Here is a 26,991-nt window from a genome sequence, read left to right on the forward strand (position 1 = left end):
AGGGCCGTTCCGCCGTCGAAGCTGCGTCATGGTTTCGACGCGATCTGGCGTATAGTTTGTCGCAGGGGCCCCGGCGATCCGGGGCGCCGTGATGGGGGGATCTCATGGCCTTGAAGCTGCGTTTCGCCACCTTTGCCGCGGCGGTGGCGCTCCTGACCGCGACCTTGGCCCTCCCCCCGACCGCCGCCGCCTACCAGGCGCCGGGCTTCGCTGCCGGCGCCGCCGCCTATGCCAGGAAGCTGGAGCAGCAGGCCAGCGCCGTCCCCGCGGACCAGCGGGCCGACCTGAAGGCCCTGCAGTCCCGCGCGGCCGACGCGGCCAAGGGCGAGCGCTGGGGCGACGCGGTCACGGCCTACCAGCTGATCCTCGGCCAGCGCCCCGCCGACGCCGGTGCCTGGTTCGGCCTGGCCCAGGCGCTGCAGCAGACCTCGCCCTATTCGCAGGATGGCCTGAACGCCGCCTTTGCCGCCTACAGCAACGCCGGCACCGACAAGCTGCGCGGCGCCGCCCTGATCCAGCTGGCCCGGGGGCTGGAGCAGCAGGACAAGGGCCGCGAGGCGATCAAGGTCGCGGCCGAGGGCGCGCAGCTGGCGCCAAGCGACGACAACACCGAATACGCCAACACCCTGCGCGACCAGTACGGCTTCCGCGTCACCTCGACCTACGCCCAGAACGATCGCGACGCGCCGCAGCTCTGCGCCGACTTCTCCGATTCGATCGTCGACGGCCGCACCGTCCGCTATTCCGACTACGTCAGGATCGAGCCGGCGGTGCCGGTCGAGGTGATCCCGTCGGACAAGCAGATCTGCCTCGAAGGCGTGTCGTTCGGCCAGACCTACACCGTCACGCTGCTGGCCGGCATCAAGTCGGTCGACGGCGACGCGCTCACCGCCGATGACAGCTTCGACCTGACGGTCGACGACCGCCCGGCCAGCGTGGTGTTCCGCGGCAGCGCCTATGTCCTGCCCAAGGGCGGCGAGGGCACCGTGCCGCTGACCACGGTCAACATCTCCGAGGTCAAGCTGCGCCTGCTGCGCATCAACGACCGCAACCTGGTCGACCAGGTGGCGCAGGGCCGCATCGGCCAGATGCTGGAAAGCTACGACGTCGACAGCCTGGCCCAGGATGCCGGCGAGGAGGTGTGGTCCGGCACCATGCCGGTCGAGGGCGAGACCAACAAGGCGGCGATCACCGGCGTGCCGATGGACACGCTGCTGCCGCAGCCGAAGCCGGGCGTCTACCTGCTCGCGGCGGTGGACGCCGGGGCCGACGAGGACAGCTACCAGACCCCGGGCACGCAGTGGATCGTGGTCACCGATCTCGGCCTCGCCACCTTCTCCGGCCAGCAGGGGCTGACCGTGGCGGCGCGCGCGCTGTCCTCGGCCAAGGCTCAAGCTGGCGTCAAGCTGGCGCTGCTGGCCCGCAACAATGCGGTGCTGGGCGAGGCGCAGACCGACGCCGGCGGCCTCGCCACCTTCCCGGCCGGGGTGATGGCCGGGCAGGGCGGCAACCGGCCGGCCGCGGTCTATGCCTACGGCTCCGGCGACTTCACCTTCCTCGAGCTCACCGGCCCGGCCTTCGACCTGTCCGACCGCGGCGTCAGCGGCCGGGCCGAGCCGGGGCCGCTCGACGCCTTCCTCTACCCGGAGCGCGGCGTCTACCGCCCGGGCGAGACGGTGCATCTGACCACGCTGCTGCGCAACGAGCGCGCGGCCGCCATCGACGGCGTGCCGCTGACGGTCAAGATCAGCCGGCCGGACGGGGTCGAGGCCCGGGTCGAGCAGGCGTCGGACCAGGGCGGCGGCTCCTACAGCATCGACGTGCCGCTGGCCGACAGCGCCTATACCGGCACCTGGACCGCCGAGGCCTATGTCGACCCGAAGGGCCAGGCGATCGGCAGCACCCCGTTCCAGGTCGAGGATTTCGTGCCGGCGCGGATCCGCGTCGACCTGAAGACCGAGGCCAAGGACCTGCGCGTCGCCAAGCCCGCCGTCGTCGCCATCGACGCCCAGTTCCTGTACGGCGCCCCGGCCGCCGACCTCGCCACCGAGGCCAGCCTGACCCTGCAGCAGGCGGCGACGCCCTTCCCGGACTACTCCGACTACAAGTTCGGCCTTTTGCAGGACGCCTTCTCGCCGCGCACCCGCCCGATCACCACGCCCGCGACCGACGCCGCGGGCCAGAGCCGGGTCGACATCCTGCTCGACGGCCTGCCCGACACCACCGTGCCGCTCGAGGCCGAGATCCGCACCGCGGTGTTCGATTCCAGCGGCCGCACCGCCAATGAGACCATGACCCTGCCGGTGCGCCAGGAGCACCCGTGGATCGGCGTCAAGCCGCTGTTCTCGGGCTCCCTGGCGGAAGGCTCCGACGCCCGCTTCGAGGTCATCGGCCTCGACGCCGGCGGCCGCCCGGCCGCGCTCCGCGGCCTGCGCTGGGACCTGGTGGAGGAGATCCACGACTACCAGTGGTATTCGACCGACGGGCATTGGGACTACAAGGTCGTCACCCGCGACCGCAAGGTGGCGGACGGCACGGCCGACGTCGCCCCGAACGCGCCGGCGGCGATCCGCCAGGCGGTCGGCTGGGGCAATTTCCGGCTCGACGTCTACGACCCCGAGGGCGGCGGCGCCACCTCGGCCCGGTTCTACGCCGGCTGGTGGGTGTCGGACGACCCGAACCCGACCCCGGACAAGTTGACCGTCGCCCTCGACCGCGCCAGCTACAAGGCCGGCGACACCGCCCGGGTGCGGATCGAGCCGCCCTTCGCCGGCGACGTGCTGCTGTTCATCGCCAATGACCGGGTGCTGGAGACGCGCGACGTCGCGGTCCCGGCCGACGGCGCCACGGTCGAGATCCCGGTCTCGTCCGACTGGGGCGCCGGCGCCTATGTCCTGGCCACCGCCTTCCGCCCCTCGGGCGAGGGCGGGGAACGCCGCCACGGTCCCGGCCGCGCCGTCGGCGTCGCCTGGTTCGGCATCGACGTCACCGAGCGGGTGCTGGGCGTCTCGATCGACGCCCCGGCCGAGATCCGGCCGAACCAGCGGCTCGACCTGCCGCTGACCGTCACCGGCGTGCCGCAGGGGCAGAGCGCCTGGGTCACGCTGGCCGCGGTCGACGAGGGCATCCTGCTGCTCACCGACTTCCAGTCGCCGGACCCGACCGACCATTATTTCGGCCGCCGCGCCCTCGGCGTCGAGATGCGCGACGCCTATGGCAGGCTGATCATCAGCGACGGCCGCCGCGGCCAGGTCCGCACCGGCGGCGACGCCGCGGCCCAGCAGATGTCCGGCCTGCCGAAGCGCTCCACCCGCACCGTCGCGCTGTACAGCGGCATCCTGCCGGTCGGCGCCGACGGCCGCGTTACGGTTCCGCTCGACCTGCCGGATTTCGACGGCGAGTTGCGGCTGATGGCGGTGGCCTGGACGCCGACCGCGCTCGGCGCCGCCTCCACCGCGATGAAGGTGCGCGACCCGGTGATCGCCGAGATCGGCGTGCCGCGCTTCCTGGCGCCGGGCGACCAGGCCCAGTTGGCCTTCTCGCTGCGCAACCTGTCCGGCCCGGCCGGCGACTATGGCGTGCGCGTCGCGGTCGAAGGCCCGCTCTCGATCGCGGCCGCCTCGGCCCAGTTCACCCAGACCGTCGCGGCGGGGGCCGAGGCACGTCGCGCGATCCCGCTGACCGCCACCGCCACCGGCGTCGGCAAGATCAGGATCAGCGTCACCGGCCCCGACGGCTTCCAGCGCGACCGCGACTGGGACCTGTCGGTCCGCCCGGCCCAGGCGCTGACCACCGACCGCATCGCCACCCTCGTCCAGCCCAACCAGTCGGTGGTGCTGAACGCCGACCTGGTGAAGGGCTTCCTGCCCGACACCGTCCAGGTCTTCGCCAGCTTCTCCACCCGCCCGACCTTCGACATCCCGGGCCTGTTGAAGGCGCTGGACGACTATCCCTATGGCTGCGTCGAGCAGACCACCAGCCGGGCGCTGCCGCTGCTCTACGTCGCCAAGGTGGCGGAGAAGGTCGACAGCGGCTTCCGGCCGGACGACGTGCGCCGCAAGGTGCAGGGCGCGATCGACCGGATCATGACGGCGCAGCAGCCGGCCGGCGGCTTCGGCATGTGGTCGCCCTTCGGCGAGGCCAACCCCTGGCTCTCCGCCTATGCGCTCGACTTCCTGACCCGGGCGCGGGCCGAGGGCGGCTATCGCATCCCGGAGCGCGCCTATCAGCGCGGCGTCAAGTACCTGTCGAACTACCTCGACTGGTACGAGGCACGCACCGAATGCACCCCGGCCAGCGCCTATGCGCTCTATGTCGTGGCCCGGGCCGGCGGCGGCGATGTCGGCACCATGCGCTACTACGTCGACAACTGCCTGCCGAAGTACCAGACCCCGGTGTCCCAGGCGCAGATCGCCGCGGCCGCCGCCCAGTTCGGCGACACGGCGCGCACCGCCAAGGCCTTCGCCGCGGCGACCTCGACCGAGCGTCCGTCGAACTTCTATGGCGATTACGGCTCGCCGCTGCGCGATCACGCCGCCACCGCGGCGCTGCTGCACGAGGCCAAGCAGCCGCAGGACGAGGTGCTGCAGCAGGTCGACGTCGCCGCCGACCTGTTCGCCCGGGACCGGTACTGGAGCACCCAGGACATGACCTGGCTGCTGATCGCGGCCGACGCGGCGCTGGACGGCGCCACGCCGCTGTCGCTCGACGTCGCCGGCAAGGCGGTGGCCGATCCGGGCACGATCTACCGGCTCGACCCCGAAGCCGCGGCTTTGGCCGCCGGCATCGCGGTGAAGAACACCGGCAGCGGGCCGATGCGCCAGGTGCTGACGGTGCGCGGCGTGCCGGCGGCGCCGCTGCCGGCGGGCGGCGACGGCTTCGAGATCACCCGCACCTATCTCGACCGTGACGGAAGGCTCATCGACCCGGCCAAGACGGCGGTGAAGCAGGGCGACCTCGTCACCGTGCTGCTGCGCGGCCGCGCCACTGACGATCTCGACCACCAGGCGCTGGTGGTCGACCTGCTGCCGGCGGGGCTGGAGATCGAGAACCCGTCAGTCGGCAACGGCGCGAAGCTCGGCGACATCGCCGACACGCTGTCGGACACGCAGCATGTCGAGATGCGCGACGACCGCTATATCGCGGCGATCGACCTGACCGGCGACACCCGGTACTTCACGGTGGCCTATCTCGCCCGCGCCGTGACCCCGGGCCGCTTCGCCCTGCCGGCGCCCTATGTCGAGGACATGTACCGCCCGCAATACAACGCCCGCGGCGGCTTCGGCGCCCTGACCATCGAGGCGCGGAAGTAGCGGCGCGCGTCCCTCCTTCCCCTCTCGCAGGCGAGGGGGAGGAGGGGGCGGCGGTCAGTGCCGCCACAGCACCTTGGGCTTCGGGAAGTCGAGGGCCTTGGAGATCTGCTCGACATCGCCAGTGAAGGTCGCCGACGAATAGATTTTGCCGTCGGTGCACTGGCCCCGGTAGACCGGGTCGTCGGTGACGATCACATAGGGCGCGCCTTTGGCCTCGGTGCACGGGCACAGGGCGCTGCCATCCGCCTGGATCATGCAGGTGACGCCCAGGCACTGGGCCCATGTCGTGGCCGGGTTGCCGCACAGGCCGGTGGCGGCGACCGGCGAGTACCGCGACTGCACCATCTGCGGCGGACCGACCAGCGGCTGGGGCGGAATGCATCCCGGTGGAATGCTCACCCCCGTCGGTCGCCGCGTCGTCACGAAGCAGCTGCAATTGTAGTTCGAGTCGCATTTGGCGACGGTGCAGTCCGCGAACACCTGGCCGGCTTCGCATCTCGCGAAGCTCGGGGGGCCCTCGGCCCGCGACGCGGCCGCGGGCATCAGCAGGCAGGCGAACAGGACCACCAGGCAGGCAGGCTTCACGGCACACCCCCGGATCGAGGCTGGAGTCGATCATGACTCCGCTGCCCGGGTTTCGCGAAATGACTCAATAATTCTAAAATACCGGGCGCGGTGATCTGTCTCGTCCTCAGGCGCTCTTCGGCTTCTTCTGGGATCGGACAGCGCGGGCGGCGACATTCAAGGCCACCGCGGCGCGGATCAGCGCCTGCAGCGCCGCTTCATCGATCTCCTCGCCCTCGCGGATATCGATGGCGCGCCGGGTGTTGCCGTCGAGGCTGGAGTTGAACAGGCCGGCCGGGTCCGCCAGCGCGGCGCCCTTGGCGAAGGTCAGCTTGACGACGGCCTTGTAGGTCTCGCCGGTGCAGATGATGCCGCCATGCGACCACACCGGAACCCCGCGCCACTTCCACTCCTCGACCACCTCGGGATCGGCCTGCTTGATCAGGGCCCGGACCCGGGCCAGCGTCGCGCCCCGCCAGTCGCCCAGCTCCTCGATTCTCGCGTCGATCAGCCGGGAGGGAGAGTCGCCGCCATTGCCGTCCTTCGTCATGCCTGCCGCCTTCATCAGTGTCGTCCCGTGGTTCACATCTTCTCGCCGGGCAATTCGCTGGCCTGCTTCACCCAGGCCGCGAACTGGGCTTCGTCGAGCGGCTCGTCCTCGCGGATGTCGAGGTAGCGCACGTCCTTCTGCTTCGACCCGCCGGGCGGGAGAGGGCGCAGCGACGCGCCGCGGAAGAACGCCACCTTGATGTATTTCGTGAAGCAATGGATGCCGAGGAACCAGGTCTGGTCCTCCATCCCGTACAGCGGCGAGTTCCACTTGACCGCCTTGCGCACGCCGGGGACGGCGCGCTCGATCAGCGCATCCAGGCGGCGCCCGAGATCGCTTTTCCAGCCCGGCATGGCGGCGATATAGGCCTGCACCGGGGCGTCGCCATAGCCCTTCGCGATCTGGGGATTGCCGCCGGACAGGAGGGGCGCGGCCGGCTCCTTGCTCTTGGCTGCGGCGGCCTTGGACGGTGCCTTCGCCGCGGTCTTCGCGGGCTTGCGGGCTGATGGATTGGCGACCGCCTGCTTCGCGGTCTTGGTTGATTTGGCGGACGTGTTGTCGGCCATGGCGTCCCCTCCGCTGATCGTCGGACACGTCATCGAGGATACTTTGATTCTTGATGACGGCGTCACCGTTATGGCAGCCGGGCTCCGGCCGGATCAGGCCGTGCCGCCGGCCTCCGCTTTCCGTGTTCGGTCTTCTCCGTAATCCGGGTCAGGCAGCAGCCCTCCTGTCCGGGGGACCAGAGATCGATCTCGAAGTCGAAGCCCGCAGCTTCCAGGGTCGCCTCGTCAAGCGCGGAGGCGCAGTGAAGCAAGGTGACGATTTCCTCATCGCTGCATCCGGCCTCGACCCATGCGTCCTTGATCGGGCAGGCCATCATCTTCACTTCGAGGCCTGTGCTGTCGAGCCGCCGGATGTCCGGGCAGAACACCGACCCGTCATCCGGTGATTTCGCGAAGCCTCTTGCCATGCATTCGAAGTCCCGCGGGGCGCAGCCCGCGAGCGATTTGCCGATATGAAGACCGTGGGCGCGACTTGCGCTTCGCATCACGTCCTTGGCTTCATCTTCGCCATAGCGGGCCTTGAGTTCGCGAAAGACCATCAGATAGGCCGTGCCCCGATCCTTGATGGCGTCATACAGCAATTTGTTGGTTGGCTTGTTGGTCAAATCTTCTCTCCGGGCCTCGAAAAACATGCGGCGGCCATGCAATAGCTTCTGCCTGCGACAGCAGTCTGCAAACTGGCTAGTGCCTTGTTTGGGCTTTTCCCGGTCTTTCGCATCACGCTTCAGATTTTCGTGAAGGCCACGCCAATAGGGCCGCAGGTCGCCCCGGGGTGGCTTGACCATCGTCGCGCGCTTCCGTGGGGTAAGCGTCGGGGCGAGGCCGTGGACCTCCACACGCCCGACCGTCTCCAAAGGGCGGCGAGCGGACGAAGGAGCCACGCTTCAAAAGGGCAACGCGGCTGACTTCGCTCCAGAGTCCCAGGACTGGTGATGCCTGTTAGCCTACGAACCAGCTAGTCGCCGCATCACGACTTCGAGCGTTGGCCACGGCGGACCCTTGCATATGGTCCTGAGGAGTTCGCGGCCTACTCGTCGCCCGTTCGGGAACTGGTCGCCTGCATCCCACCGCCACGCCGCGACCATCGCAAGAACGAGGGCCCGGCACTCGCCGAGCAGTTCTTGATCGGCGTCCGAATAGTGCTCGACGACCTCTTCGGGCACATGGGCGAGGTCGAATTCGACTGGCCCGCGGCAACACGTCTCGAGGTCGATGAACAGCGGCCCGTTCTTCGTGCTGAGCACGTTGCCCGGGTGCGGCTCGCCGTGCAGCAACTGCTCCGCGGCGCTGCGGTCGGCGATCGTTCGTCTTAGGCTCCTTAGCGTGCTGCCGAGAAGCTCACGGTCCGCGTCGGCGAGCGCCGGAGTTTGGTCGCGGCTCGCCACGAGTTGCTGAGCTTCCGCGACCCGATCCGTGAAGTGCGGCGTGGCGACATCGAGCTTGCGCATGCCGGCATGCAGCCGCTCGAGCGCCTTCGCGTAGTCGGCCGGCGCGACCCCACGAGCCGTCACAGGCGCGTAGTAGGTCCACAGCGTCACCACGAAGCCGTCACGCTCATAGGCGCGCGGCGCCGCGCGAGGCTCGAGCGCAGCCACCGGGCTCTCGGTCTCGGCGAGCCATTGGGCAAGCTCGATTTCGAACTGCGCCACCTGCTGCGCCAGAGGCGCCACCCGGGCAAGGACGTCACAAGGCAGCAGGCGCACGGCGAGCTTGTTCGAATTCTGCAGAACGACCGCGTCGTCGACCGTCAGGCCAAGCGCTGAGGCGATCGACATGGCCGCGGCCACCGCACGCGAAACCTCAGCTGCCTGCAAGGGAAGGCTCCGTCTGCACGCTTTCCATAAATGCTATTGTTTTCAGTGTCTTGATGCTTCGTGCAGATTCCCGCAAGTTCCCCGGCTTACCAAGCTTCTGCACACATTCGCACGCCGAGGTGGCCTAAGGCATAGAGCAATCGCGCGATAGAGCCGATAGTTCCGGTTGAGCCCAGAGGCTCCTACATCCTGTCGTAGAAGGACGAGGAGCCGACGAACCCCAATAGCCGAAGCGGCGTAAGCGCTCTATCTACCGCGTCCTTGTGTCGCTCTCGGTGGTGTGGTCGATGACCGCGATCGCATCGACCTCTATCAGGTAGCCTGGGGACATCGTCGCTATCCCGGCCACTACGTTTGCTGGTTTGTGATCTCCGAACAGCGCTATCTGGGCCTGTTCGATGATCGGGACGTGTTCGTCGCGGTTGTAATCGACGACGTAGATTGTGATCTTGCAGACTTGCTCGGGCCGGGCGCCGGCAGCAGCAAGCGCACGGCTGAGATTGCCGAACGCCAGGCGCGCTTGAGCCGCAAAATCACCATGGCCGACGAGCTTGCCGTGTCTGTCTTCGGGCTGCTGGCCCGAGACGAATACCAACTTGCTTCCCGTCGCGACGACGACCTGGCTGTACATTTCCGGAACCGGCAGATCATCCGGATTGATGCATTCGAGCGTCATTGATCAGGTCTCCTACTATTGGTAGCAAGAACTGCTAGAATTGCGTAAAGCGCGCTCGGCGGCACGTCCTGCAGGACGCACCTACGGCACCACCACGTCTTCGATCACAGCGATCGCATCCACTTCGATCAAATAGCCGGCATGGGCCAAACTCTCCACGCCTAACGGTGCCTTCGCCGAGGCCTTCGCGGGCTGATGGTTTGGCGACCGCCTGCTGTGCGGTCTTCGTTGACGTGGCGGACGTCTTGTCGGCCATGGCGTCCCCTCCGCTGATCGTCGGACATGTCATCGAGGATACTTTGATTCTTGATGATGGCGTCACCGTTATGGCAGCCGGGCTCTGCCCGGATCAGGCCGGGCGCCGGCCTCCGCTTCCCGCCTCTTGGCCGAGGCCGCATCGGGCCGGATTCGACCCGTGTCGGTCATTGGCGACGGCCGCGATGAACGGCTCGATCGAGATCCGAAGCGGATCTTATGCCGTGACGCCTCGAACATACGGTTCGGTTTCAAGGGAACACGTGACGACCTCGAGCATTCTTAAACGAAGGCCGCCTGCTGTCTGCCCCGTTCTTGACTGTACGATACCCCACACAGTCAGCTCATCCTGCCAGATCCCACAAAGGAAGCTGGAGTCTTTCGCGGAATGACTAGACCCTTCAAGACAATCATTTATTTCGCCGCTGCTATTTGCGCATCGATGGTGGGTCCGGTCGTCGCCCAGAACGCCCCCGAGCCTCCCCGGGTCGAGACCCGGCAGGGCGCCTCAGGGGTCGAATTGACCCTGAACGAGATCAACACCGAGAACTATCCGGACGTCGCCATCTTCGCGACCATTCTGAAAGACGGCGAGCCGGTCACCGGGCTCGGCGCGGGGGACTTCAAGGTCAGCGAGGACGAGGTGGAGCAGAGTCCGCTGACGGTCGAGGCGCAATTGCCGCCGCTCTCGGTCGTGGTGACGGTGGATGTCTCGGGCTCGATGTCCAAGCGCATGGATGCAACCAGGACCGCCGCCGCCGATTTCGTCGGCCGGCTTGGCAAGAACGACGCCGTGCAGCTGGTCAGCTTCCAGCGGGAGATCGCCACGCTGACTCCGATGACGATCGATAAGGAAAATGTCGTCGAGGCGATCGGCGGGCTCGCCGCCCGCGGCGACACGGCGCTTTTCGATGGCTTGTTGACCTCGCTCGACCTGGTGGCGGAACGCAAGGGCCGCAAGGCGGTGGTGCTGCTGTCCGATGGGGTGGACGACGACGGTACGGGCAAGCCGCTCAGCAAGGCGACGGTGCGGCAGGCGCTCGAACGTGCCGCCGAGATCAATGTCCCGGTCTTCGTCATCGGGCTGGGGACCGAGATGGACGAGGCGGTTCTGAAACAGATCGCCGGCGACACGGGCGGGCGCTATCTGCCGGCCCCTGAGGCCAGCCAGCTGGCTGACGTCTATGACAGCATCGGCAGTCAGCTGTCCGGCCAATACGCGATCCGCTACACCTCCTCCCTGCCGGCGGATGGCAGTGCGCGCCGGGTGGACCTGCGGGCAGCGGGCCTTGTCGTGGCGAAAAGCTATACCGCGCCGGGCGGGGCTGAAGCTGCGCTCGGGAAGCGTCAGGACATTGCAGGGAGAGACTGCGCGGTTCCGGCAGCGATCGCCGGGGAACGGTCGAATCTCGAGAAGGCCAACGAGGGCTACAAGCGCGACCTGCTCTCGATTGTGGATCGAAACGACGTGCGGAAGGCGGCGGTCAGGAGAATCCTCGCGGCCGCGGAGGCGACCCCGCCCGGAAGCATCGACTGCGCACGAGACACGCTGTCCTCCATCAACGGCCTTTACGACGAGAAGCTGATCGACATCTCGGATCGGAACGATCTCCGCAAACCGCCGACCCGAGCCCTTTCCGGTCTCTGCACGGCCGGCGGCGATCTGGAGACGCTGCAGGGATGCCTGATCTTCTACGCCGAGTTCTATGACAAGAAGCTGATCGAAATCACCACTCGGAACGACCTGATCCAAGCCATTGCCGGCCCTTATGTCGAAGCGCTCGGTCAGCTGGATGATCTCGATGCCGCGCTCGAACGCGCGAACCGACTCTATGAGATGGACGCGATTTCGATCACGACCCGCAACGAGATTCGCGACAAGCTCCGCGACAAGTTCCTGATGGGCAAGTGAGCGGCGGTGCGCTGTCCGGAACCGGTTGCCGCATCATCCAAAGCGCGCGTCCGGCTGCATCACCGCGCGCCCCCGCGAAGAGCCGGCATCGGGGGCGGAGTTAGTTAACACATTGTTCAATTGTGTTAATTCGCGATCTCGTTCATGCTACGTTCTATGGACAAGGCGCAGACCGATTCGATTTCGGAGGCCCCGTCCGCTCCCGCTGAGGAGCGGACGGCGCGGCATCTGCGCATGCTCGCCCGGGCGGCCGAGATCCAGATGGAGATCATGGAGGCGACCCGCACCGAGGCGGTGGAGGCACCGCAGCCCGGCGTCGACTATTGCAAGCGGATCGACGTGATCGCGAAGTCGCTGCGGCTCACCCTGCTCTTGGAGGACAAGTTCGCCAATCATCGCGACGATCGGCGCAAGGCCACGGCGAAGCGTGAGGCGGCCCAGGAGGACTCGCACGCGCTGCGGGTGAAGCTGGCGATGCTGGCGGCGGCCTACGAAGCGTCCGGGGATCAGGAGGAGGTCGAGCGCCGCGCCACCGAGGTGTGCGAGCGGGTGGAGCGGCCGGAGGTGGCGGAGCTGGTCGAGGCCAGCCGGGCCGAGGTCGCGGTGGCGGCCTTGTGCCGGCGCTGGGGCTATCCGCCGAATGTGGAGCGCTGGCTCGAGATGGCCGACGAGGCCATGGAGGAGCTGGGCTTCCTGCCGTCGGAGGACGGTGAGGACGACCCTGAGGATGCGCCCGAGCCTCGCCCGGCCGGTGTCGACCGCCGCAAGCCGAAGCCGCCGGACACGGGATAGCTCCGTAGGTTGGGTTCGCCTTGGGCGAACCCAACATCCCGCCGCCATCGCGGCCCCCGATCCTGTTGGGTTCGCTTGCCGCGAACCCAACCCACGAGATACGGATTGCTTTGCCTCTCCCGCTCTGCGGGAGAGGTCGGAGGCGCTTGCGCCTCCGGGTGAGGGCCCTTTGTCGAGGCCGGGATCCATCCTCACCCGGCCTCGCTGCACGAGCCCGCCCTCGGCACCTTCCGCTCCCCCGCACTCACGGGCTGGCATCCGGTGCGGCCCTTTGTAGGATGCAGGCAGGCGCGGCCGGAGCGGCCCGCCGAGTCGCGACGGGAGGATACATGGCCGACATCGCCTATCTCGGCCTCGGCCTGATGGGCCGGGGCATGGTGCGCAACCTGCTGCAGGCGGGCCACCGCGTGCATGCCTGGAACCGCAGCGCCGTGGAACTGCCGGAGGAGATCGCCGCCCATCCCTTCTATGTCCGCGCCGCCTCGGTGGCGGAGGCGGCCGCCGGCCGCGACCGAATCATGCTCTGCGTCACCGGGCCGGACGCCCAGCGCGGTGTGCTGCTCGGCCCCGACGGCGCCTTCGCCCATGCCGCCAGGGGCGCGGTGGTCGTCGACAGCACCACCACCGACCCCGCGGTGTCGCGCAGCCTGGCGGAAGCGGCCGCGCAGGCCGGCCATGGCTATCTCGACGCCCCGGTCTATGGCAGCAAGGACCAGGCCTGGGACGGCAGCATCGGCTTCATCGTCGGCGGCGACGCCGCGGTGCTGCAGGCGGTGCGGCCGATCCTGGAGGCGGTGTCGGGCGGGGTGCACCATCTCGGCCCCAGCGGCGCCGGCGCGGTGATGAAGCTGATCGGCAACCTGCTGTCGGCGGCGCAGATGGCGGCGCTCGGCGAGGGCCTGGCCCTGGCCTGCAAGAACGGGCTGGCGGCCGAGGGCGTGATCGAGGTGCTGGACCGGTTCGGCGGCTCCTCCGGCGTCATCCGCGGCACCGCCCGCAAGACCCTGGCCAACGACTTCACGCCGGCCTTCCACCTCAAGAACATGGCCAAGGACATCGGGCTGATGCTGGATCTCGGCCGCGCCAGCGGCGTGCCGATGCCCGGCACCGCCCTGACCGCGGAGCTGTACCGCGCCGCCCTGGTCGCCGGCTATGGCGAGCTGCAGGCCAATGCCGTGCACAAGCTCCAGTTCCGCCTCGCCGGCATCGAGGAATGAACCTCCCATCCCACCCGGCCACGGCCGGCGGCGCCTACACCCAGCTGGCGACGCTGGCCGATGGCCGGATCCTCCGCTATCGCCGCATGGGCGCCGGCGGCGGCATTCCGATCGACCCGATCGTCATGGTGCACGGCTTCGCCGGCGAGCTGCTGACCTGGGCCGCCTGCCAGGTGCAGCTCTCGGCCCGGCATCCGACCTATGCGCTGGACCTGCCCGGCCATGGCGGCTCGTCCCAGGATCTTGGTTCGGGCGGCGTGCCCGGCCTGGCCGATGCCCTGCTGGCCTTCCTCGACGCCGTCGGCATCGGCCGCGCCCATCTGGTCGGCCATTCGCTGGGCGGGGCGGTGGTGATGCAGGCGGCCCTGTCCCGCCCCAGCCACGCCGCCTCGCTGACCCTGGTCGCGTCCAGCGGCCTGGGCGAGGAGGTCGACACCGGCTTCATCGACCGGCTGCTCGGCGCCGGTGATCCGGAGACGCTGGCGACGGTGCTGCGGCCGCTCTACGCCGATCCCGGGCTGATCACGGCTGAGCTCGGCGAGCTGGTGCTGACGGCCCTGTCCGGCCCGGGCGTGCGCGCGACGCTGCGCCGCCTGGCCGACCAGTGTTTCGCCCCGGGCCGCCAGCGCCTGGTGCTGCGCGACCGGCTGGCGGAGCTGGCCGTGCCGGTCCAGGTGCTGTGGGGCACGGACGACTCCGTCCTGCCGGCGCGTCAGGCCCAGGGGCTGCCGCCGGCGGTGGCGGTGCACCTGTTCCCCGGCCAGGGCCACATGCTGCCGATCGAGGCGGCGGCCGGGGTCAGCCGGCTGATCGAAGAGATCGTCGCCGCCGGCTGACGGGCGGAGGGGTCATCATACCACCTTGCCGGCGCGCGCGATCTGCGCTTCGCTGCCCCCTACTCGTCCTTGCCGGAGCCCGGAATGGCGGAACTCGATCGGCTGAGCGATCTGATCGGCCGGATCTACGACGCCGGGACTGATCCCGACGCCTGGCGGCCCGTGCTCACCGACATCTGCCGCTGGACCGGCGGCGAGGTGGCGCAGGTCCTGGTGCTGGAAGCCACGGCCGCGGCCCCCTTCTTCACCGCCGCCGTCGGCTACGACCCGGCCGCCCATGCCCGCTACCTGCGCGACTATGCGCTGGAGGATCCGCGCCTGCCGGCCTGGCGGCGCCTGCCGCCGACCGTCCATCGCTGCCATCAGGTGGTCGACGCCGCCTGGTTCGACCGCCAGGATTTCGGCGCCTTCCTGGACGAGAACGGCTGCCGCTGGGCCATGGGCGCCATCGATCCGGACTTCGACGGCGTCGCCGGGATGAGCGTGCGCCGGCCGCGCCGGGCCGGACCGTTCACGCTGGAGGAGGCGCACCGCTTCGACCTGCTGGTGCCGCATATCCGCCGTGCGCTGGCGCTGGCCCAGCGGCTGGACGGGCTGGCCGGCCGGGCCCGGCTCGCCGAGGATGTGCTCGACCGGTTCGACCGGGCGGTGGTGCTGCTCGCCGCCAGCGGCCGGGTGGTGCATGTCAACGCCATGGCCGACCGGCTGTTCGAGAGCGGCCGGCTGCAGCTGCGCGGCAACCGGCTCGATTCCGCCGATCCGGCCGAAGCGGCGGCGCTGCGCGGGCTGATCGCGGCCACACTGGACCCGAGGCCCGGCGGCGATGCGGTGAAACTCTTGTCCGGCACCGCCGGGGCGCCGCTGATCGCCAGCGGCTGCCGCCTGCCGGACCGGCGCCCGACCGCCGTCGCCACGCCGCAGGCCGTGGCGGCGCTGTTCCTGAGCCCGATCGGGGCCAGCCGGGACGATCTCGGCCGGGTGCTGCCGGGGCTGTTCGGCCTCAGCCGGGCGGAGGCGCGGCTGGCCGTGGCCCTGCATGACGGCTTCTCGCTGTCCGAGATCGCGGGGCAGCTGCAGCTCAGCCGCGAGACGCTGCGCAGCCAGCTCCGCTCGGTCTTCGACAAGACCGGCACGCGGCGGCAGGGCACCTTGATCCGCCTGCTGACCGATCTGGCCCGCGAAAGCCGGCTGGCGCGGCGGTCGTCCGGCCAGCGGCAGCTGTGATGGCGGACACGGCGCGGCCACAATGATTTGGTTAACCTGCTGCCATAGAGACAGCACAGCGAACCGTTTCATGTCCTCCACCATGGTCGTACACAACACCGAGCAGAATTCAGGGCTCGACCTCATCCAGCTCGCGGGTCGGCTCTGCCTGGCACTCGTCTTCTTCGCCGCCGGCATCTCCAAGATCCCGGACTGGGCGTCGATGGTCGCGATGGTGCAGGCCCGCGGCCTGCCGGAGCCCGAACTGCTGCTCGGCGCCGCCGCGGCGCTGCAGATCGTCGCCGGCGCCTTCCTGCTGCTCGGCTGGCACACCCGGCTGGCGGCCCTGGCCCTGGCCGGCTTCACCATCGTCGCCACGGTGATCTTCCACCCGTTCTGGGACTCAGCCCCGAACCGGTTCGAGCTCGATTTCGCGATCTTCATGAGCAACCTCGCCGTGCTCGGCGGGCTGCTGTTCATCGCCGGCACCGGCGGCGGCCGCCACTCCCTCGACAGCGGCCCGGGCGAGGACTGATCCGCGCGCTTACCAGCCGGCGATCACGGCACCCTTGAACCGGTCGGCCAGGAACTGCTTCACCGCGTCGGTGTGGTAGCTCTCGACCAGGGTCTTGACCCAGGGCTCGTCCTTGCGCGCGGTCTGCACCGCGATGATGTTGACATAGGGGCCGTCCGCCGCCTCGCGCAGGATCGCGTCCTTGGCCGGGTCCAGCCCGGCCTCGACCGCGTAGTTGGTGTTGATCGCCGAGATGTCGGTGTCGTCCAGCGACCGCGGCAGCTGCGCCGCGTCCAGCTCGATGATCTCCAGCTGCTTCGGGTTGCCGGTGATGTCGGCCACGCTCGGCTTCAGCCCGACGCAGTCGGCCAGCGTGATCAGCCCGGCGGATTGCAGCAGCAGCAGGACGCGGCCGCCATTGGTCGGGTCGTTCGGGATGCCGACCACGGCGCCGTCGCGCAGCTCGCCGATCGCCTTGATCTTCTTCGAGTAGATGCCGATCGGGAAGGTGACGGTGCTGGCCACCTTGCTGATCTTGTAGCCGCGCTTATCGATCTCGTTCACGAGATACGGCTCGTGCTGGAACGAATTGGCGTCGAGCTCGCCGGAATCGAGCGCCGCGTTGGGCACGACATAGTCCGAGAACTCGACGATCTCGATGTCCAGGCCCTTCGCATGCGCGATCGGCTTCACCTGCTCCAGGATCTCGGCATGCGGCCCCGGCGTGACGCCGATCTTCACGGTCTCAGCCAAGGCCGCCCCGGCATTGGAGGCGGCGGCCAGGGCGAACGCCGCCGCGGCCAGAATCGTCTTCAGGCTCATTGTCTTCCCCTCATGTCAAAAAGCCCAGCCCGCGACTGCGGGCCGGCCCTTAGGCCGAACCGCCGGGCACGGCCCGGCGGCCTCTGTCAGGTTCCGGCGCGCTGCCGCTTGTTGACGCGGCGGGCCAGCCGGTCGCCGGCCATCTGCACCGCCTGCACGAACAGGATCAGCACGATCACCACCGCGGCCATCATCTCCGGCATGAAGCGCTGGTAGCCGTAGCGGATGCCGAGGTCGCCCAGGCCGCCGCCGCCGACCGCGCCGACCATGGCGGAATAGCCGATCAGGCTGACCACGGTCAGGGTCAGGCCCAGCACGATCGCCGGCATCGCCTCGGGCACCAGCACCTTGCGCACGATCTGCAGCGGCGTCGCGCCCATCGCCTTGGCGGCCTCGACCAGGCTCTGGTCGACCTCGCGCACCGCCGCCTCGATGATCCGGGCGATAAAGGGCACGCAGGCGATGGTCAGCGGCACGATCGCCGCGGTGGTGCCGATCGAGGTGCCGGCGACCAGCCGGGTGAACGGGATGATCGCCACCACCAGGATGATGAAGGGGGTCGACCGGGTGGCGTTGACCACCAGCCCGACGATGCGGTTGACGGCCGGCGCCGCAAACAGCTCGCCCTTGCCGCTGGTCGCCAGCCAGATCCCGATCGGGCCGCCCAGCAGCGTGCCGATCGCGGCCGCGACCGCGACCATGTACAGCGTCGCCCAGGCGGCGTCAGCCAGCAGCGCGAAGAGTTGCGGGGACATGGCCCAGAACCTCGACGGAAAGCTTGAGGGAGGAGAGGAAATCGATCGCCGGCCGCGCCGTCTCCGGCCCGCCAGGGATCGCCACGATCAAGGTGCCGAAGGGGGCGCCCTGCACGCTGTCGACTCGGCCGTGCAGCAGCGCCGCGTCGATGCCCAGGCGTCGGGCCAACTGGCCCAGCGCAGTGGTGCCGGCCTGGGAGCCTGCAAAGACCAGCCGCAGCACGGTCTCGCCGCCGGCCAGCGGCGCCTCGGACAGCCTGGCCGCCAGGGCCTCCGGCAGCTCGGCGCCGGTGACGCTGGCGACGAAGGCGCGGGCGGTCGCGGTCTGCGGCCGGGTGAACAGGTCGAACACCCGGGCCTCCTCGATCACGCGGCCCTGCTCCAGCACCGCGACGCGGTGGCAGATCGCCTTGATCACCGCCATCTCATGGGTGATCAGCACGATGGTCAGGCCCAGCTCGCGGTTGATCTTCGCCAGCAGTTGCAGGATCGAGGCCGTGGTCTCGGGGTCGAGGGCGGAGGTCGCCTCGTCGCACAGCAGCACGGTCGGCTCGCTGGCCAGCGCGCGGGCGATGCCGACGCGCTGCTTCTGCCCGCCCGACAGCTCGGCCGGATAGCGGTCGCGCTTGTCGCTCAGCCCGACCAACTCCAGCAGCCGGTCGACGCGGGCGGTGATGCTGCGGCGGTCGAGCCCGGCCAACTCCAGCGGCAGCGCCACATTGGCGAAGACGGTGCGGGAGGAGAGCAGGGCGAAATGCTGGAAGATCATGCCGATCTTCCGCCGCTCGGCCCGCAGTGCCGCCTCCGGCAGGGCCGTCAGCTCGGTGCCGTCGACCGTGATGGTGCCGCTGGTCGGCCGTTCCAGCAGGTTGATCAGGCGGATCAGGGTCGACTTGCCGGCCCCGCTGGGCCCGATCACGCCGAAGATCTCGCCGCGCTCGATGGTCAGCGAGACGTCGGCCAGCGCCGCGACCTGGGCCTGGCCGGCGCGGGTGAAGGTCTTGGAGATGGAGTCGAGGCGGATCATGGGCGATGCCGGATCAGTGGGTCGGTGCGGGGCGGAACAGGGCCGGCCGGCGGGGCAGGGCGGCCGCGGGCCCGGATCAGGCGCGGCGACAGCGCATCGGCGCCGCGGCCATGGGCCGGTGCGCAAAAGGGCTGTAAAGGGCCGTCCTGGTCATCGTCGCGTCCTCACCTCGTCAATCGAGGGAACCACGACCTGCATCGTGGCGCTTTAGCGGTTGGTGACGCGGGCGCAAGCTGCTTCCCATCAAATCGCCGCGGGCCCGTCTGCGGTGGGCCGGTCCGTTCGCCTTTAGATATCGCGCCGCACCAGGCGGGTCAACCAACTGCGCCATGCGGTTTGTGGATCTCTGAGTTTCACATCGTGTTTCTGCATTATATAGCGGGCCGTCGGAAGGCAGCTCGGGGGCCGATCATGGCAACTTCATGTCATGCATGCTTACCATTGCTGCGCTGCAAAAAGTCTGGTCCTGGTGTGGCGCGAACGTCCTACATTAGGAGTGCGCCAAGAGAACACAGAGGGCCGGTCTCGCCGGCAGATGAGGTAAGTATGCATATCGATGTTTTGGACTTCGCTCCCGCCCCCGCCCGCCGTGCCGGCGTCTTCGCCCGCCTCCGTGCCGCCGTCGCGCATCGCATCGCCGAGCGCCGCGAGTACAACCGGGTTTTCGACGAGTTGCTGAAGCTCGACCGGCGCGAGATGGACGAGCTGGGCATCGGCCCGGCCGATTTCGACGCCATCGCCCGCGGCACCTATCGCCGCTGAGCGGTCTCTCATCTGGGCGCGGCCACCCGTCGCAGGACCGGCCGCCGCCGAATTCGGAACAGGGCGCCCGCCCGTCGCAGCCGGTCCAACCGGCCTGCGGCAGGCCGGGGCGCCCTGTTTGCATTCGTGCCTGACGCGACTGTCATTTGGCGGATCGGCCGGACGGCGCTATATGAGCACCCCATGAGCAAGAGACTACTGGCCGATCGGCCACGGGCCGCAGGCCAACTGACGGACTGGCAGATCGCGAAGCGGATGCTGCGCGAGCACATGAGGGGCCATCTAGGGCGTTTCGTGATGGCCTTCCTGTGCCTCGGCGCGACCGCGGTCGCGACCTCGGCGATCCCCTTTACCCTGCAGCACACGCTCGACGGCATCTTCACCGCGAAGAACGCCGATCTCCTGGTGCCGATCTCGGTGGCCGTCGTCCTCATCTTCTTCGTGCGCGGGGCGTCGACATACGGCTTCACCGTGGTGATGAACAGCATCGGCCGGCGCATCGTCGCCGAACTGCAGATGCGCATGTTCAGCCGGAAGATCTGGGACGATCTCGCCAGCTTCCACGCCACCGCCTCCGGCCATCTGGTCAGCCAGTTCATCTACAACGTCCAGGCGGTGATGGGCGCGGTCTCCACCAGCGCCGCGTCGATCGGGCGCGACGCCACCACCCTGATCGGCCTGCTGGTGGCGATGTTCTACATGGACTGGCGGCTGGCGGCGGTCGCCTCGATCACCTTCCCGCTCTCGGCGCTGCCGGTGATCAAGGTCGGCCGCGACCTGCGCAAGGTGACCCGCAAGTCGCAATTCGGCATGGGCGAGCTGACCAGCTACCTGACCCAGGTGTTCCAGGGCATCCGCCACGTCAAGGCCTACAACGCCGAGCAGCGCACAATCAAGGCGACCGAGACCTTCGTCCAGGCGATCTCCAGGCTGTCGCAGCGGATGACGCGGATCAAATCCTACAACACCCCGTTCATGGAGGTGCTGTCGGGCATCGCGATCTCCGGGGTGATCTTCTATGGCGGGTCGCAGGTGATCAGCGGCAACCGCACCACCGGCGAGTTCACCGCCTTCATCTTCGCGCTGATCTCGACCTACGATCCGCTGAAGCGGATCGTGAACACCTGGGGCTCGGTCCAACAGGGAATGACCGCGGCGGAGGGCATCTTCGCCATGATCGACAAGCAGCCCACCATCACCGACCGGCCCGGCGCCGCGGTGCTGGACCGGGTGACCGGCGCGATCCGGCTCGATGACGTGCACTTCTCCTACGGCCCGGCCATCCCGGCGCTGCGCGGCATCTCGATCGACATCCCCGCCGGCAAGACGGTGGCGCTGGTCGGCCCGTCCGGCGCGGGCAAGTCGACGCTGCTGAACCTGATCCCGCGTTTCTACGACCCGACCGAGGGCGCGGTTCGGATCGACGGCCACGACATCCGCGAGGTCACCCAGCATTCGCTGCGCGAGCAGATCGGCCTGGTCAGCCAGGAGACCACGCTGTTCGACGCCACGGTGCGCGATAACATCGCCTATGCCCGGCCGGGGGCGAGCCAGGAGGAGATCGAGGCGGCCGCCCGCGGGGCGGCGGCGCACGACTTCATCTCCGCTTTGCCGCAGGGCTACGACACCCAGATCGGCGAGCACGGGGTGCGTCTCTCCGGCGGCCAGCGGCAGCGCCTGTCGATCGCCCGCGCCATGCTGAAGAACGCGCCGATCCTGCTGCTCGACGAAGCGACCTCGGCGCTCGACACCGAGAGCGAGCGCCAGGTGCAGGATGCGCTGACCCGGCTGATGGTCGGCCGCACCACGCTGATGATCGCGCACCGCCTGTCGACCGTGCGCGGCGCCGACCTGATCTACGTCATGGACCACGGCCAGGTCGTCGAGACCGGCAGCCATGCCGAGCTGCTGAAGCGCGGCGGCCTCTATGCCCGGCTGTGGACGATGCAGACGGCGGAGGACGAGCAGGCCGAGGCGGAAGCGCGACCCGCCGTGGCGGTGGCGGGGTGATGCCGCTGTCCGCGGCGGATCGGGCTGAGTAGCCGACCGGGGGAGGGGCCTTGTCCCGCATCTTCTGCGACATGACGACGATCCTGGCGCATGCGCGCAAGCACGCGACGGTGACCGGTATCCAACGGGTCGTGCTGCGCGTCGTCGGCCATCTGGTGGCGATGCACGGGCCGCAGGCGGTGCGCGGCATCGCCTGGCATCCGAAGCTGCATCGGGTGGTCGAGATCGACCTCTCCTTCCTCGGACCGGACTACCGCTTCGAGGCGCACCGCACCGACTTCCTGCGCGAGATGGCGCTCCCTGACAATGCCGACGGGCAGAGCCGCACACCGCTGCGCCGACTCGGCGCCAGGATCGAACGGCTGCGTTTGCGGACCTCCGGGGGCGGCGAACGGCTGTCCGCGCCGTCGCTACGGCCGGACGACCGCATCCTGGTGCTGGCGCCGAATTTCCGGAACGAGCCCTACATCGCCTATCTGGCGGCGCGGAAGGCGGCCGGCAATCGCGTCTTCCAGCTGATCCACGACGTCATCCCACTGCTCAAGCCCTGGCTGGCCAAGCCGGGGCATGACGTCGAGTTCCGCAAGTTCCTCGATCGTACGCCCGATTACGTCTCGGACTTCCTTTGCGTGTCGAACCAGACCGAGGCGGATCTGCGGCTGGTGGTGCCCGCCGCGGGCCGGGAGATTCCAACTCAAGTGGTGCCTGAGGCGCACGAGTTCATGGGTGATGCCGAGGATGGGCCGATCGCCCACTCCATCCGCGCCCTGGCCGAGCATCCCTTCGTCCTCTGCGTCGGCACCATCGAAGTGCGCAAAAACACGCTGGCCCTGTGCAAGGTCTGGGCCCAGTTGCGCCAGGACATCGGCGTCGGCCTGCCGCGTCTGGTGCTGGCGGGGCAGCGCGGCTGGAGGGCTGAGGAGCTGTTCGAATGGCTTGATGCTGCCGGCGATCTCGAGGGACTGATCACGATAGCTGAAAGACCTTCGGACGCCGAACTGGCATTCCTCTACCGAAACTGCCGCTTCACCGTGTTCCCCAGCCTGTATGAGGGTTGGGGCCTGCCGATCGGCGAGAGCCTGTGGTTCGGCAAGCTCTGTATCGCCTCCAACAGCTCGTCGATGCCGCAGGTCGGCGGCGATCTCGTGGACTACGTCGATCCGGAAGACTTGGAGGGAGTGCGCTGGGCGATCGAGCGCGTGGTCACCGATCGCGCCGCGATCGAAGCTCGGGAAGCAGCCATCAGGGCAGCACCGCTGCGCCGGTGGGCCGATGTCGCTGCGGAAATCTATGCCGCCGCGGAGGACGCCGTTCCGTGCTAGAGTCGCGCAGGCGTCGCTAGGCCTGCTTGGTTCGGCCTGCTTCTGCCGAAAAGGGTCTCAGCTTCGAATCCGGTCTCTGGGGAACTCGGGCCCCGGAAGAGCATTCAATTGTGAAGAGAAGATGATTCGATCGCGTGCTGATGGCTTGATCCACGCCTCGCGGAGTGGCGTCCTTCAAGTTGAAGGCTCCGGTGGCTCTCGTTCTGGTGGTGCTTCTCGTCACGGTTTTAAACGGAATGATCATGTCAGTCCGAACCAACCCCTCGTCATCGATCGATGACGCTGCCCTAGTGAAGCTGTATGTCGGATCGCGCGATTTCAAACCCGACGGCTATTTGACCGTCGACATCGATCCGGCGATGAAGCCGGATATCATTGCCGATATAACGAATATGAACGCTGTGGCGGATCGCAGTGCCGATGAGGTGGTTGCCGGTCACGTCCTTGAGCACATCGATTGGCCGGACAGCTTCCTTGCTTTCGCAGAATTTGCTCGTGTTCTGAAGCCGGAAGGTGTCCTGAAGATCGCACTTCCGGATATGGGATGCCTTCTTCGAATGCTGCTCAGCGGTGATTCAGCCTTCCATGTCATGGGGTTGGTTTATGGGATCGGCGGCCGGATCAATCGGTTTGAGCAGCATCGCTATGGGTTCACCCCCGGCATGCTCGTGGATATCCTGGAAACCCTGGGTTTCGATCAGTTTGATTGGTGGAATTCCGAGTTCGGGGATGCTTCTAACGGATGGATTCCCCGCTATGAAGGCGAGCATGCCGGTGTGTCGCTGAACCTCCAGGCGGTGAAGAGACGGGAGCCAGGGGTTGACACGAAAGCGTTGTATCAGAGGTTGGTCGAGCGCCCGTTAAGCGACTTTCTCGCTGTAGCTGCAGAGGTTCAGATCGGTGGAGACAAATTCCACGAGGATGGACAAGTCGCCAAGCTGTATCAGCGCATCCACTTTCAGCTCATCGATGCCAGACAGCGTATCAGGCACCTCGAGGCTGAATTGGATGCCGCTGCCAGAGCGAACTCCGAATAGGCGGAATTAGTGGGGCCTCGAAGCCGCGGGAACGTGATCCAGGATCCGGGCTGGAGTGGGGCTGGCCCTGACGCGCGGGCAGTCCATGGCCGGCGGGTGGATCACTCTCAGGTCGCCTGTGCCTCCTGGGCTTGTGAACGGCCTTCACCATGAGTGTGCGCGTTGAAGAGGCTTGCAAGGCTGGGGACGCATGGCTTTAATGCGCCGCAACGAAGCCCATCGGTGGCGACCGATCGTGAGAGGTAGCAATTATGTCATATCGGGACAGAAACAAGGAGGAGCCGCTGCTGTCGGAGATTCGGAAACGCGCAATTAATATAGAGAATAAGGTAAACAGCGTTATTCAAAGTATGTCCGCCATTACCCAGTATGGCGGGTCAAGTGATCAGCAGTTTGGTCATATTTCCTACTCACAGCACGGTGAAGATTTGATCATACTGAACACATTTGCGCTGTTGGGGGTCGGGCGGCCGTCATATCTGGACGTTGGGGCGCACAGCCCGACGCATATCAGCAACACCGCGCTCCTGTCGATGCGCGGCAGCACTGGCATCAACATCGAAGCCAACCCGGATCTCATAGAGGATTTCCATCGCCATCGTCCGCGCGACGTCAACCTCAATATCGGTGTCGCGCCGCAGAAAGGGGTGCTGAAGTTCTATCGGATAGATGAACGGTCCGGCGTCAATACCTTCTCCAAAGATGCGGCCGAAGCATTCGTCAGAAACAATAGCAATTTCAGGATTCAGGACATTCTGGATATCGAGGTCGTCACCCTGAATGAGGTGATTGATCAGCATGCAAGCGGCGTGTTTCCCGATTTCATGACCATCGATATCGAGGGTCTGGATTTTGATGTCCTGAGGACGACTGACTTCTCAAAGAGCCGGCCAACCCTGGTGTGCGTTGAGGCCGTGTCCGCCGCCGGGTCCGTCGCCGGTGCCATGGGCCAGATGATGCGCGAGAAGGGGTTCAAACCCTATATTCGAACCACCGGGAACCTCTTCTTCACCTCCCCGGACGCCCACGAGAAGATCATGAATTGGTAAGCCTCGAGGCGAGGCGCCGCGCTACCCCTCCTGAAATTGAGCAAGAGCCGACCGGACGAAGTGGTCCAGGTTGCCTCCAGGGAACTTGAACCCTCGAACCCCTGCCGCGACGGCGGCCGCCATGTCGCTGTCGCGATCGCCGATCATCAGCGAGCGGCCCAGATTCGTCGGGAAGTCGGACAACGCTTTCAGGAGCATGCCCGGATTCGGTTTGCGGTCCGGATGATCATCCTGGCGATAGGCCTCGATCGTCGCTTCAGGCGAAAACGGGCAGTAGTAGAACGAGCTGATCCATCCGCCGCGGCTTCTGACGACGTCCGCCATCCACTCATGCAGCGAGGTGACGTCCCGTTCCGTATAGAACCCGCGGCCGATGCCGGATTGGTTGGTGACGACGACCACACGGTAGCCGGCCTCGCGCAGACGGGCGAGGGCATCGAGCGCGCCATCAATCCAGACGATCTGCTCGGGCCTGAACGGGTAGCCGGTGTCCCGGTTCAGCACGCCGTCCCGATCGAGCAGCGCCATGGGCCGTGACTGGGCCGGATCGTCGATGTCGCTCATGAGGATGGCCCTGTGTTGCCTGACGCGGGACGGGAAGCGTCAGTCGCGGCGAGGGGCGTGCTGCCCGCCTCATCGCTATGCCGATTTCCAAGATCCAGCAGCTGATACTCGTTGATCATCGCACCAACAAGTTGGTTTGTTATCCATAGACACACGGATGAAAACAATATATCGACCAAAATCACCGGCAAAAGAATGATGTTCTTTGGTCGGAGTCGGGAAATTTTCCGAGTGAGCTTCAGTCTTCTGTGCTGCTGGACAAGATATAGGTAGTCGATGCTGTTCGGATCCAGAATCAGGCTGTCAGGCATATGGTGAATTCTCGATCGCAGCAACTGCTTTCGAGTCCATCTGTCGATCCGGCCTTTTATCCTCATCGCGAGCGGTGCCATTGTCGAGCGGTGCCCTGAGCTACGGGTGCTGGTGGCTGACGCCAGTCTCTATCCGGATGCCGGATCTGACCAAAGGCGCGGGATCGAGGTCCAGAACGAACTGGGCGACTGCCGTTGGAGACCAGGACGTCATGCATTCGCGGCTGGCGCATCCGTTGACGACCCTGCTGCTGAATTGCGCGCAGGGCGAACAGACCTCGTCGCGGGTCATCAGGAGATTGTTCCGGCCGAACGGCGCGTAGCGGCGCCAGGGGCTCGGCCCGAACAGGGAGCAGATGGGTTTCGTCAGGGAACAGATGTGAGCGGTCCCGCTGTCCGATGCGACGACGAGGTCGACCTCTTCGAGCGCGTGGAGAAAGCGACCGAAGTCACGCCCGCCTTCGACGACCCGGTGCGGTATCCCCCGCAACAGCCGGGAAAGCAATGCCAGGTCGCCGCGCTCCGAAGGTCCTCCGACCAGGGTGATGAAGACACCCTTGCTGCCGAGAAGGGTGGCCAGGCTGAGCCAGTGCAGATTGGGCCACCGATTGGTCGGAAAACCGGCGGAGATGCAGAGCGCCACATGCCGCCGCACCTGCCCGATCCGGATGGGTTCGCCGCTGAAATGCCTGGTCCGGGAATAGCTGCCGATGACCGGTTCCAGCAGCATCCTCTGGTTCCCGGTCTCGTGGACCAGGGGATTCCTCGACGGTGCGAGACAGCCCAGGGAAAGATCCTTCAGCATCGTCTCGATGACCTGATCGCTTCGCAGGCAGATCAGAACATCGGATCGCCGGGAATCCTCGATGAGATCGGCGAGATCGGGCGGGGCAACAGGCGCGCGCGACAGGTGCTGAAACTCGACCGTGCGGATGTGGGCGATGTCCGGAAACAGGTATCGGGCGAGGGCCTCGGATGAGGGCGCCACGTGCAGGCGCACCTCGCGGCCTGAAGCCTGAATCGCGCGAATCGCCGGCACGGACAGAACCAGGTCTCCCAGGTGATCCGGTTTCAGGACCGTGACGACACCGGCCATCCGGCAGCTCCTGGCTGGCGACCGA

At 67.4% G+C, this 26,991-nt stretch carries 24 protein-coding genes; 12 read left to right on the plus strand and 12 right to left on the minus strand.

The window, feature by feature from the left end; all coding sequences use genetic code 11:
* Window positions 1-104: 104 nt before the first annotated feature.
* Window positions 105-5,312 (plus strand): MG2 domain-containing protein, encoded by a 5,208-nt coding sequence (locus tag ACTOWL_RS02965; RefSeq protein WP_441319695.1) that lies wholly within the window; start codon window positions 105-107, stop codon window positions 5,310-5,312.
* A 54-nt stretch (window positions 5,313-5,366) separates the two neighbouring features.
* Here the strand turns inward: ACTOWL_RS02965 and ACTOWL_RS02970 are convergent, their stop codons facing one another.
* The 6 genes from ACTOWL_RS02970 to ACTOWL_RS02995 all read right to left on the minus strand — a co-directional run bounded on the left by ACTOWL_RS02970 (window position 5,367) and on the right by ACTOWL_RS02995 (window position 9,482).
* Complete coding sequence (locus ACTOWL_RS02970; protein ID WP_441319696.1) at window positions 5,367-5,897, minus strand: hypothetical protein; 531 nt, start codon at window positions 5,895-5,897, stop codon at window positions 5,367-5,369.
* Between the two features lie 106 nt (window positions 5,898-6,003).
* Window positions 6,004-6,441: a DUF1801 domain-containing protein gene (locus tag ACTOWL_RS02975; RefSeq protein ID WP_441319697.1), complete on the minus strand. Its 438-nt coding sequence runs from the start codon at window positions 6,439-6,441 to the stop codon at window positions 6,004-6,006.
* A gap of 17 nt (window positions 6,442-6,458) precedes the next feature.
* Window positions 6,459-6,992 (minus strand): DUF1801 domain-containing protein, encoded by a 534-nt coding sequence (locus ACTOWL_RS02980; protein WP_441319698.1) that lies wholly within the window; start codon window positions 6,990-6,992, stop codon window positions 6,459-6,461.
* A 68-nt stretch (window positions 6,993-7,060) separates the two neighbouring features.
* On the minus strand, window positions 7,061-7,777 hold the full coding sequence (locus tag ACTOWL_RS02985) for an L-2-amino-thiazoline-4-carboxylic acid hydrolase (protein WP_441319699.1): 717 nt from the start codon (window positions 7,775-7,777) through the stop codon (window positions 7,061-7,063).
* A gap of 159 nt (window positions 7,778-7,936) precedes the next feature.
* Window positions 7,937-8,806 carry a phosphotransferase gene (locus tag ACTOWL_RS02990; protein WP_441319700.1) on the minus strand — a complete coding sequence of 290 codons (870 nt, stop codon included), beginning with the start codon at window positions 8,804-8,806 and terminating at the stop codon, window positions 7,937-7,939.
* A 250-nt stretch (window positions 8,807-9,056) separates the two neighbouring features.
* Window positions 9,057-9,482: a RidA family protein gene (locus ACTOWL_RS02995; protein ID WP_441319701.1), complete on the minus strand. Its 426-nt coding sequence runs from the start codon at window positions 9,480-9,482 to the stop codon at window positions 9,057-9,059.
* A gap of 643 nt (window positions 9,483-10,125) precedes the next feature.
* Here ACTOWL_RS02995 and ACTOWL_RS03000 point away from each other — a divergent pair.
* The 6 genes from ACTOWL_RS03000 (at window position 10,126) to ACTOWL_RS03025 (ending at window position 16,232) form a co-directional block, all read left to right on the plus strand.
* Window positions 10,126-11,649 (plus strand): vWA domain-containing protein, encoded by a 1,524-nt coding sequence (locus tag ACTOWL_RS03000; protein ID WP_441319702.1) that lies wholly within the window; start codon window positions 10,126-10,128, stop codon window positions 11,647-11,649.
* A 144-nt stretch (window positions 11,650-11,793) separates the two neighbouring features.
* Window positions 11,794-12,441, plus strand: a complete 648-nt coding sequence (locus ACTOWL_RS03005) for a hypothetical protein (RefSeq protein WP_441319703.1) — start codon at window positions 11,794-11,796, stop codon at window positions 12,439-12,441.
* A gap of 329 nt (window positions 12,442-12,770) precedes the next feature.
* Window positions 12,771-13,658: an NAD(P)-dependent oxidoreductase gene (locus ACTOWL_RS03010; RefSeq protein WP_441319704.1), complete on the plus strand. Its 888-nt coding sequence runs from the start codon at window positions 12,771-12,773 to the stop codon at window positions 13,656-13,658.
* Window positions 13,655-14,494, plus strand: a complete 840-nt coding sequence (locus tag ACTOWL_RS03015) for an alpha/beta fold hydrolase (protein WP_441319705.1) — start codon at window positions 13,655-13,657, stop codon at window positions 14,492-14,494. Before ACTOWL_RS03010 ends, ACTOWL_RS03015 begins: the two co-directional genes overlap by 4 nt.
* An 84-nt stretch (window positions 14,495-14,578) precedes the next feature.
* A complete protein-coding gene (locus tag ACTOWL_RS03020) occupies window positions 14,579-15,718 on the plus strand; it encodes a helix-turn-helix transcriptional regulator (protein WP_441319706.1) in 1,140 nt (379 codons plus the stop codon).
* A gap of 22 nt (window positions 15,719-15,740) precedes the next feature.
* On the plus strand, window positions 15,741-16,232 hold the full coding sequence (locus tag ACTOWL_RS03025) for a DoxX family protein (RefSeq protein WP_441319707.1): 492 nt from the start codon (window positions 15,741-15,743) through the stop codon (window positions 16,230-16,232).
* A 9-nt stretch (window positions 16,233-16,241) separates the two neighbouring features.
* On the opposite strand, the gene ACTOWL_RS03030 is transcribed toward ACTOWL_RS03025, so the two are convergent.
* The 3 genes from ACTOWL_RS03030 to ACTOWL_RS03040 all read right to left on the minus strand — a co-directional run bounded on the left by ACTOWL_RS03030 (window position 16,242) and on the right by ACTOWL_RS03040 (window position 18,815).
* A complete protein-coding gene (locus ACTOWL_RS03030) occupies window positions 16,242-17,033 on the minus strand; it encodes a MetQ/NlpA family ABC transporter substrate-binding protein (protein ID WP_441319708.1) in 792 nt (263 codons plus the stop codon).
* 86 nt (window positions 17,034-17,119) lie between these two features.
* A complete protein-coding gene (locus ACTOWL_RS03035; RefSeq protein ID WP_441319709.1) occupies window positions 17,120-17,788 on the minus strand; it encodes a methionine ABC transporter permease in 669 nt (222 codons plus the stop codon).
* Window positions 17,757-18,815, minus strand: a complete 1,059-nt coding sequence (locus ACTOWL_RS03040; protein WP_441319710.1) for a methionine ABC transporter ATP-binding protein — start codon at window positions 18,813-18,815, stop codon at window positions 17,757-17,759. Before ACTOWL_RS03040 ends, ACTOWL_RS03035 begins: the two co-directional genes overlap by 32 nt.
* Before the next feature lie 546 nt (window positions 18,816-19,361).
* On the opposite strand from ACTOWL_RS03040, the gene ACTOWL_RS03045 reads away from it, so the two are divergent.
* From ACTOWL_RS03045 to ACTOWL_RS03065, 5 genes are all read left to right on the plus strand, one after another.
* Entirely contained in the window at window positions 19,362-19,577 is a 216-nt protein-coding gene (locus tag ACTOWL_RS03045; protein ID WP_441319711.1) for a hypothetical protein, read from the plus strand.
* A gap of 183 nt (window positions 19,578-19,760) precedes the next feature.
* Window positions 19,761-21,587 carry an ABC transporter ATP-binding protein gene (locus ACTOWL_RS03050; RefSeq protein ID WP_441319712.1) on the plus strand — a complete coding sequence of 609 codons (1,827 nt, stop codon included), beginning with the start codon at window positions 19,761-19,763 and terminating at the stop codon, window positions 21,585-21,587.
* A gap of 50 nt (window positions 21,588-21,637) precedes the next feature.
* Window positions 21,638-22,909 (plus strand): glycosyltransferase family 4 protein, encoded by a 1,272-nt coding sequence (locus ACTOWL_RS03055; protein WP_441319713.1) that lies wholly within the window; start codon window positions 21,638-21,640, stop codon window positions 22,907-22,909.
* A gap of 191 nt (window positions 22,910-23,100) precedes the next feature.
* On the plus strand, window positions 23,101-23,946 hold the full coding sequence (locus ACTOWL_RS03060) for a class I SAM-dependent methyltransferase (RefSeq protein WP_441319714.1): 846 nt from the start codon (window positions 23,101-23,103) through the stop codon (window positions 23,944-23,946).
* Window positions 23,947-24,197: 251 nt separating this feature from the next.
* Window positions 24,198-24,995: an FkbM family methyltransferase gene (locus ACTOWL_RS03065; RefSeq protein WP_441319715.1), complete on the plus strand. Its 798-nt coding sequence runs from the start codon at window positions 24,198-24,200 to the stop codon at window positions 24,993-24,995.
* A gap of 21 nt (window positions 24,996-25,016) precedes the next feature.
* Here the strand turns inward: ACTOWL_RS03065 and ACTOWL_RS03070 are convergent, their stop codons facing one another.
* The 3 genes from ACTOWL_RS03070 to ACTOWL_RS03080 form a co-directional block, all read right to left on the minus strand.
* On the minus strand, window positions 25,017-25,559 hold the full coding sequence (locus ACTOWL_RS03070) for a D-glycero-alpha-D-manno-heptose-1,7-bisphosphate 7-phosphatase (RefSeq protein ID WP_441319716.1): 543 nt from the start codon (window positions 25,557-25,559) through the stop codon (window positions 25,017-25,019).
* Window positions 25,556-25,870 (minus strand): hypothetical protein, encoded by a 315-nt coding sequence (locus ACTOWL_RS03075; RefSeq protein ID WP_441319717.1) that lies wholly within the window; start codon window positions 25,868-25,870, stop codon window positions 25,556-25,558. The genes ACTOWL_RS03070 and ACTOWL_RS03075 overlap by 4 nt, the downstream gene beginning before the upstream one ends.
* Before the next feature lie 100 nt (window positions 25,871-25,970).
* Window positions 25,971-26,966 (minus strand): glycosyltransferase family 9 protein, encoded by a 996-nt coding sequence (locus ACTOWL_RS03080; protein WP_441319718.1) that lies wholly within the window; start codon window positions 26,964-26,966, stop codon window positions 25,971-25,973.
* Window positions 26,967-26,991: the final 25 nt, after the last annotated feature.

Origin of the sequence: Inquilinus sp. CA228, from assembly GCF_052078665.1 — a bacterium.
Classification (GTDB): Bacteria; Pseudomonadota; Alphaproteobacteria; order DSM-16000; family Inquilinaceae; genus Inquilinus.

Coding starts and splice junctions, on each gene's coding strand:
- ACTOWL_RS03065 (WP_441319715.1), top strand. CDS start 24,198: ATGTCATATCGGGACAGAAACAAGGAGGAGCCGCTGCTGTCGGAGATT.
- ACTOWL_RS03030 (WP_441319708.1), bottom strand. CDS start 17,033: ATGAGCCTGAAGACGATTCTGGCCGCGGCGGCGTTCGCCCTGGCCGCC.
- ACTOWL_RS02985 (WP_441319699.1), bottom strand. CDS start 7,777: ATGGTCAAGCCACCCCGGGGCGACCTGCGGCCCTATTGGCGTGGCCTT.
- ACTOWL_RS03045 (WP_441319711.1), top strand. CDS start 19,362: ATGCATATCGATGTTTTGGACTTCGCTCCCGCCCCCGCCCGCCGTGCC.
- ACTOWL_RS03000 (WP_441319702.1), top strand. CDS start 10,126: ATGACTAGACCCTTCAAGACAATCATTTATTTCGCCGCTGCTATTTGC.
- ACTOWL_RS03040 (WP_441319710.1), bottom strand. CDS start 18,815: ATGATCCGCCTCGACTCCATCTCCAAGACCTTCACCCGCGCCGGCCAG.
- ACTOWL_RS02975 (WP_441319697.1), bottom strand. CDS start 6,441: ATGAAGGCGGCAGGCATGACGAAGGACGGCAATGGCGGCGACTCTCCC.
- ACTOWL_RS03020 (WP_441319706.1), top strand. CDS start 14,579: ATGGCGGAACTCGATCGGCTGAGCGATCTGATCGGCCGGATCTACGAC.
- ACTOWL_RS03015 (WP_441319705.1), top strand. CDS start 13,655: ATGAACCTCCCATCCCACCCGGCCACGGCCGGCGGCGCCTACACCCAG.
- ACTOWL_RS03070 (WP_441319716.1), bottom strand. CDS start 25,559: ATGAGCGACATCGACGATCCGGCCCAGTCACGGCCCATGGCGCTGCTC.
- ACTOWL_RS03025 (WP_441319707.1), top strand. CDS start 15,741: ATGATTTGGTTAACCTGCTGCCATAGAGACAGCACAGCGAACCGTTTC.
- ACTOWL_RS03080 (WP_441319718.1), bottom strand. CDS start 26,966: ATGGCCGGTGTCGTCACGGTCCTGAAACCGGATCACCTGGGAGACCTG.
- ACTOWL_RS02965 (WP_441319695.1), top strand. CDS start 105: ATGGCCTTGAAGCTGCGTTTCGCCACCTTTGCCGCGGCGGTGGCGCTC.
- ACTOWL_RS02980 (WP_441319698.1), bottom strand. CDS start 6,992: ATGGCCGACAACACGTCCGCCAAATCAACCAAGACCGCGAAGCAGGCG.
- ACTOWL_RS02995 (WP_441319701.1), bottom strand. CDS start 9,482: ATGACGCTCGAATGCATCAATCCGGATGATCTGCCGGTTCCGGAAATG.
- ACTOWL_RS03075 (WP_441319717.1), bottom strand. CDS start 25,870: ATGCCTGACAGCCTGATTCTGGATCCGAACAGCATCGACTACCTATAT.
- ACTOWL_RS03010 (WP_441319704.1), top strand. CDS start 12,771: ATGGCCGACATCGCCTATCTCGGCCTCGGCCTGATGGGCCGGGGCATG.
- ACTOWL_RS03050 (WP_441319712.1), top strand. CDS start 19,761: ATGAGCAAGAGACTACTGGCCGATCGGCCACGGGCCGCAGGCCAACTG.
- ACTOWL_RS03005 (WP_441319703.1), top strand. CDS start 11,794: ATGCTACGTTCTATGGACAAGGCGCAGACCGATTCGATTTCGGAGGCC.
- ACTOWL_RS03035 (WP_441319709.1), bottom strand. CDS start 17,788: ATGTCCCCGCAACTCTTCGCGCTGCTGGCTGACGCCGCCTGGGCGACG.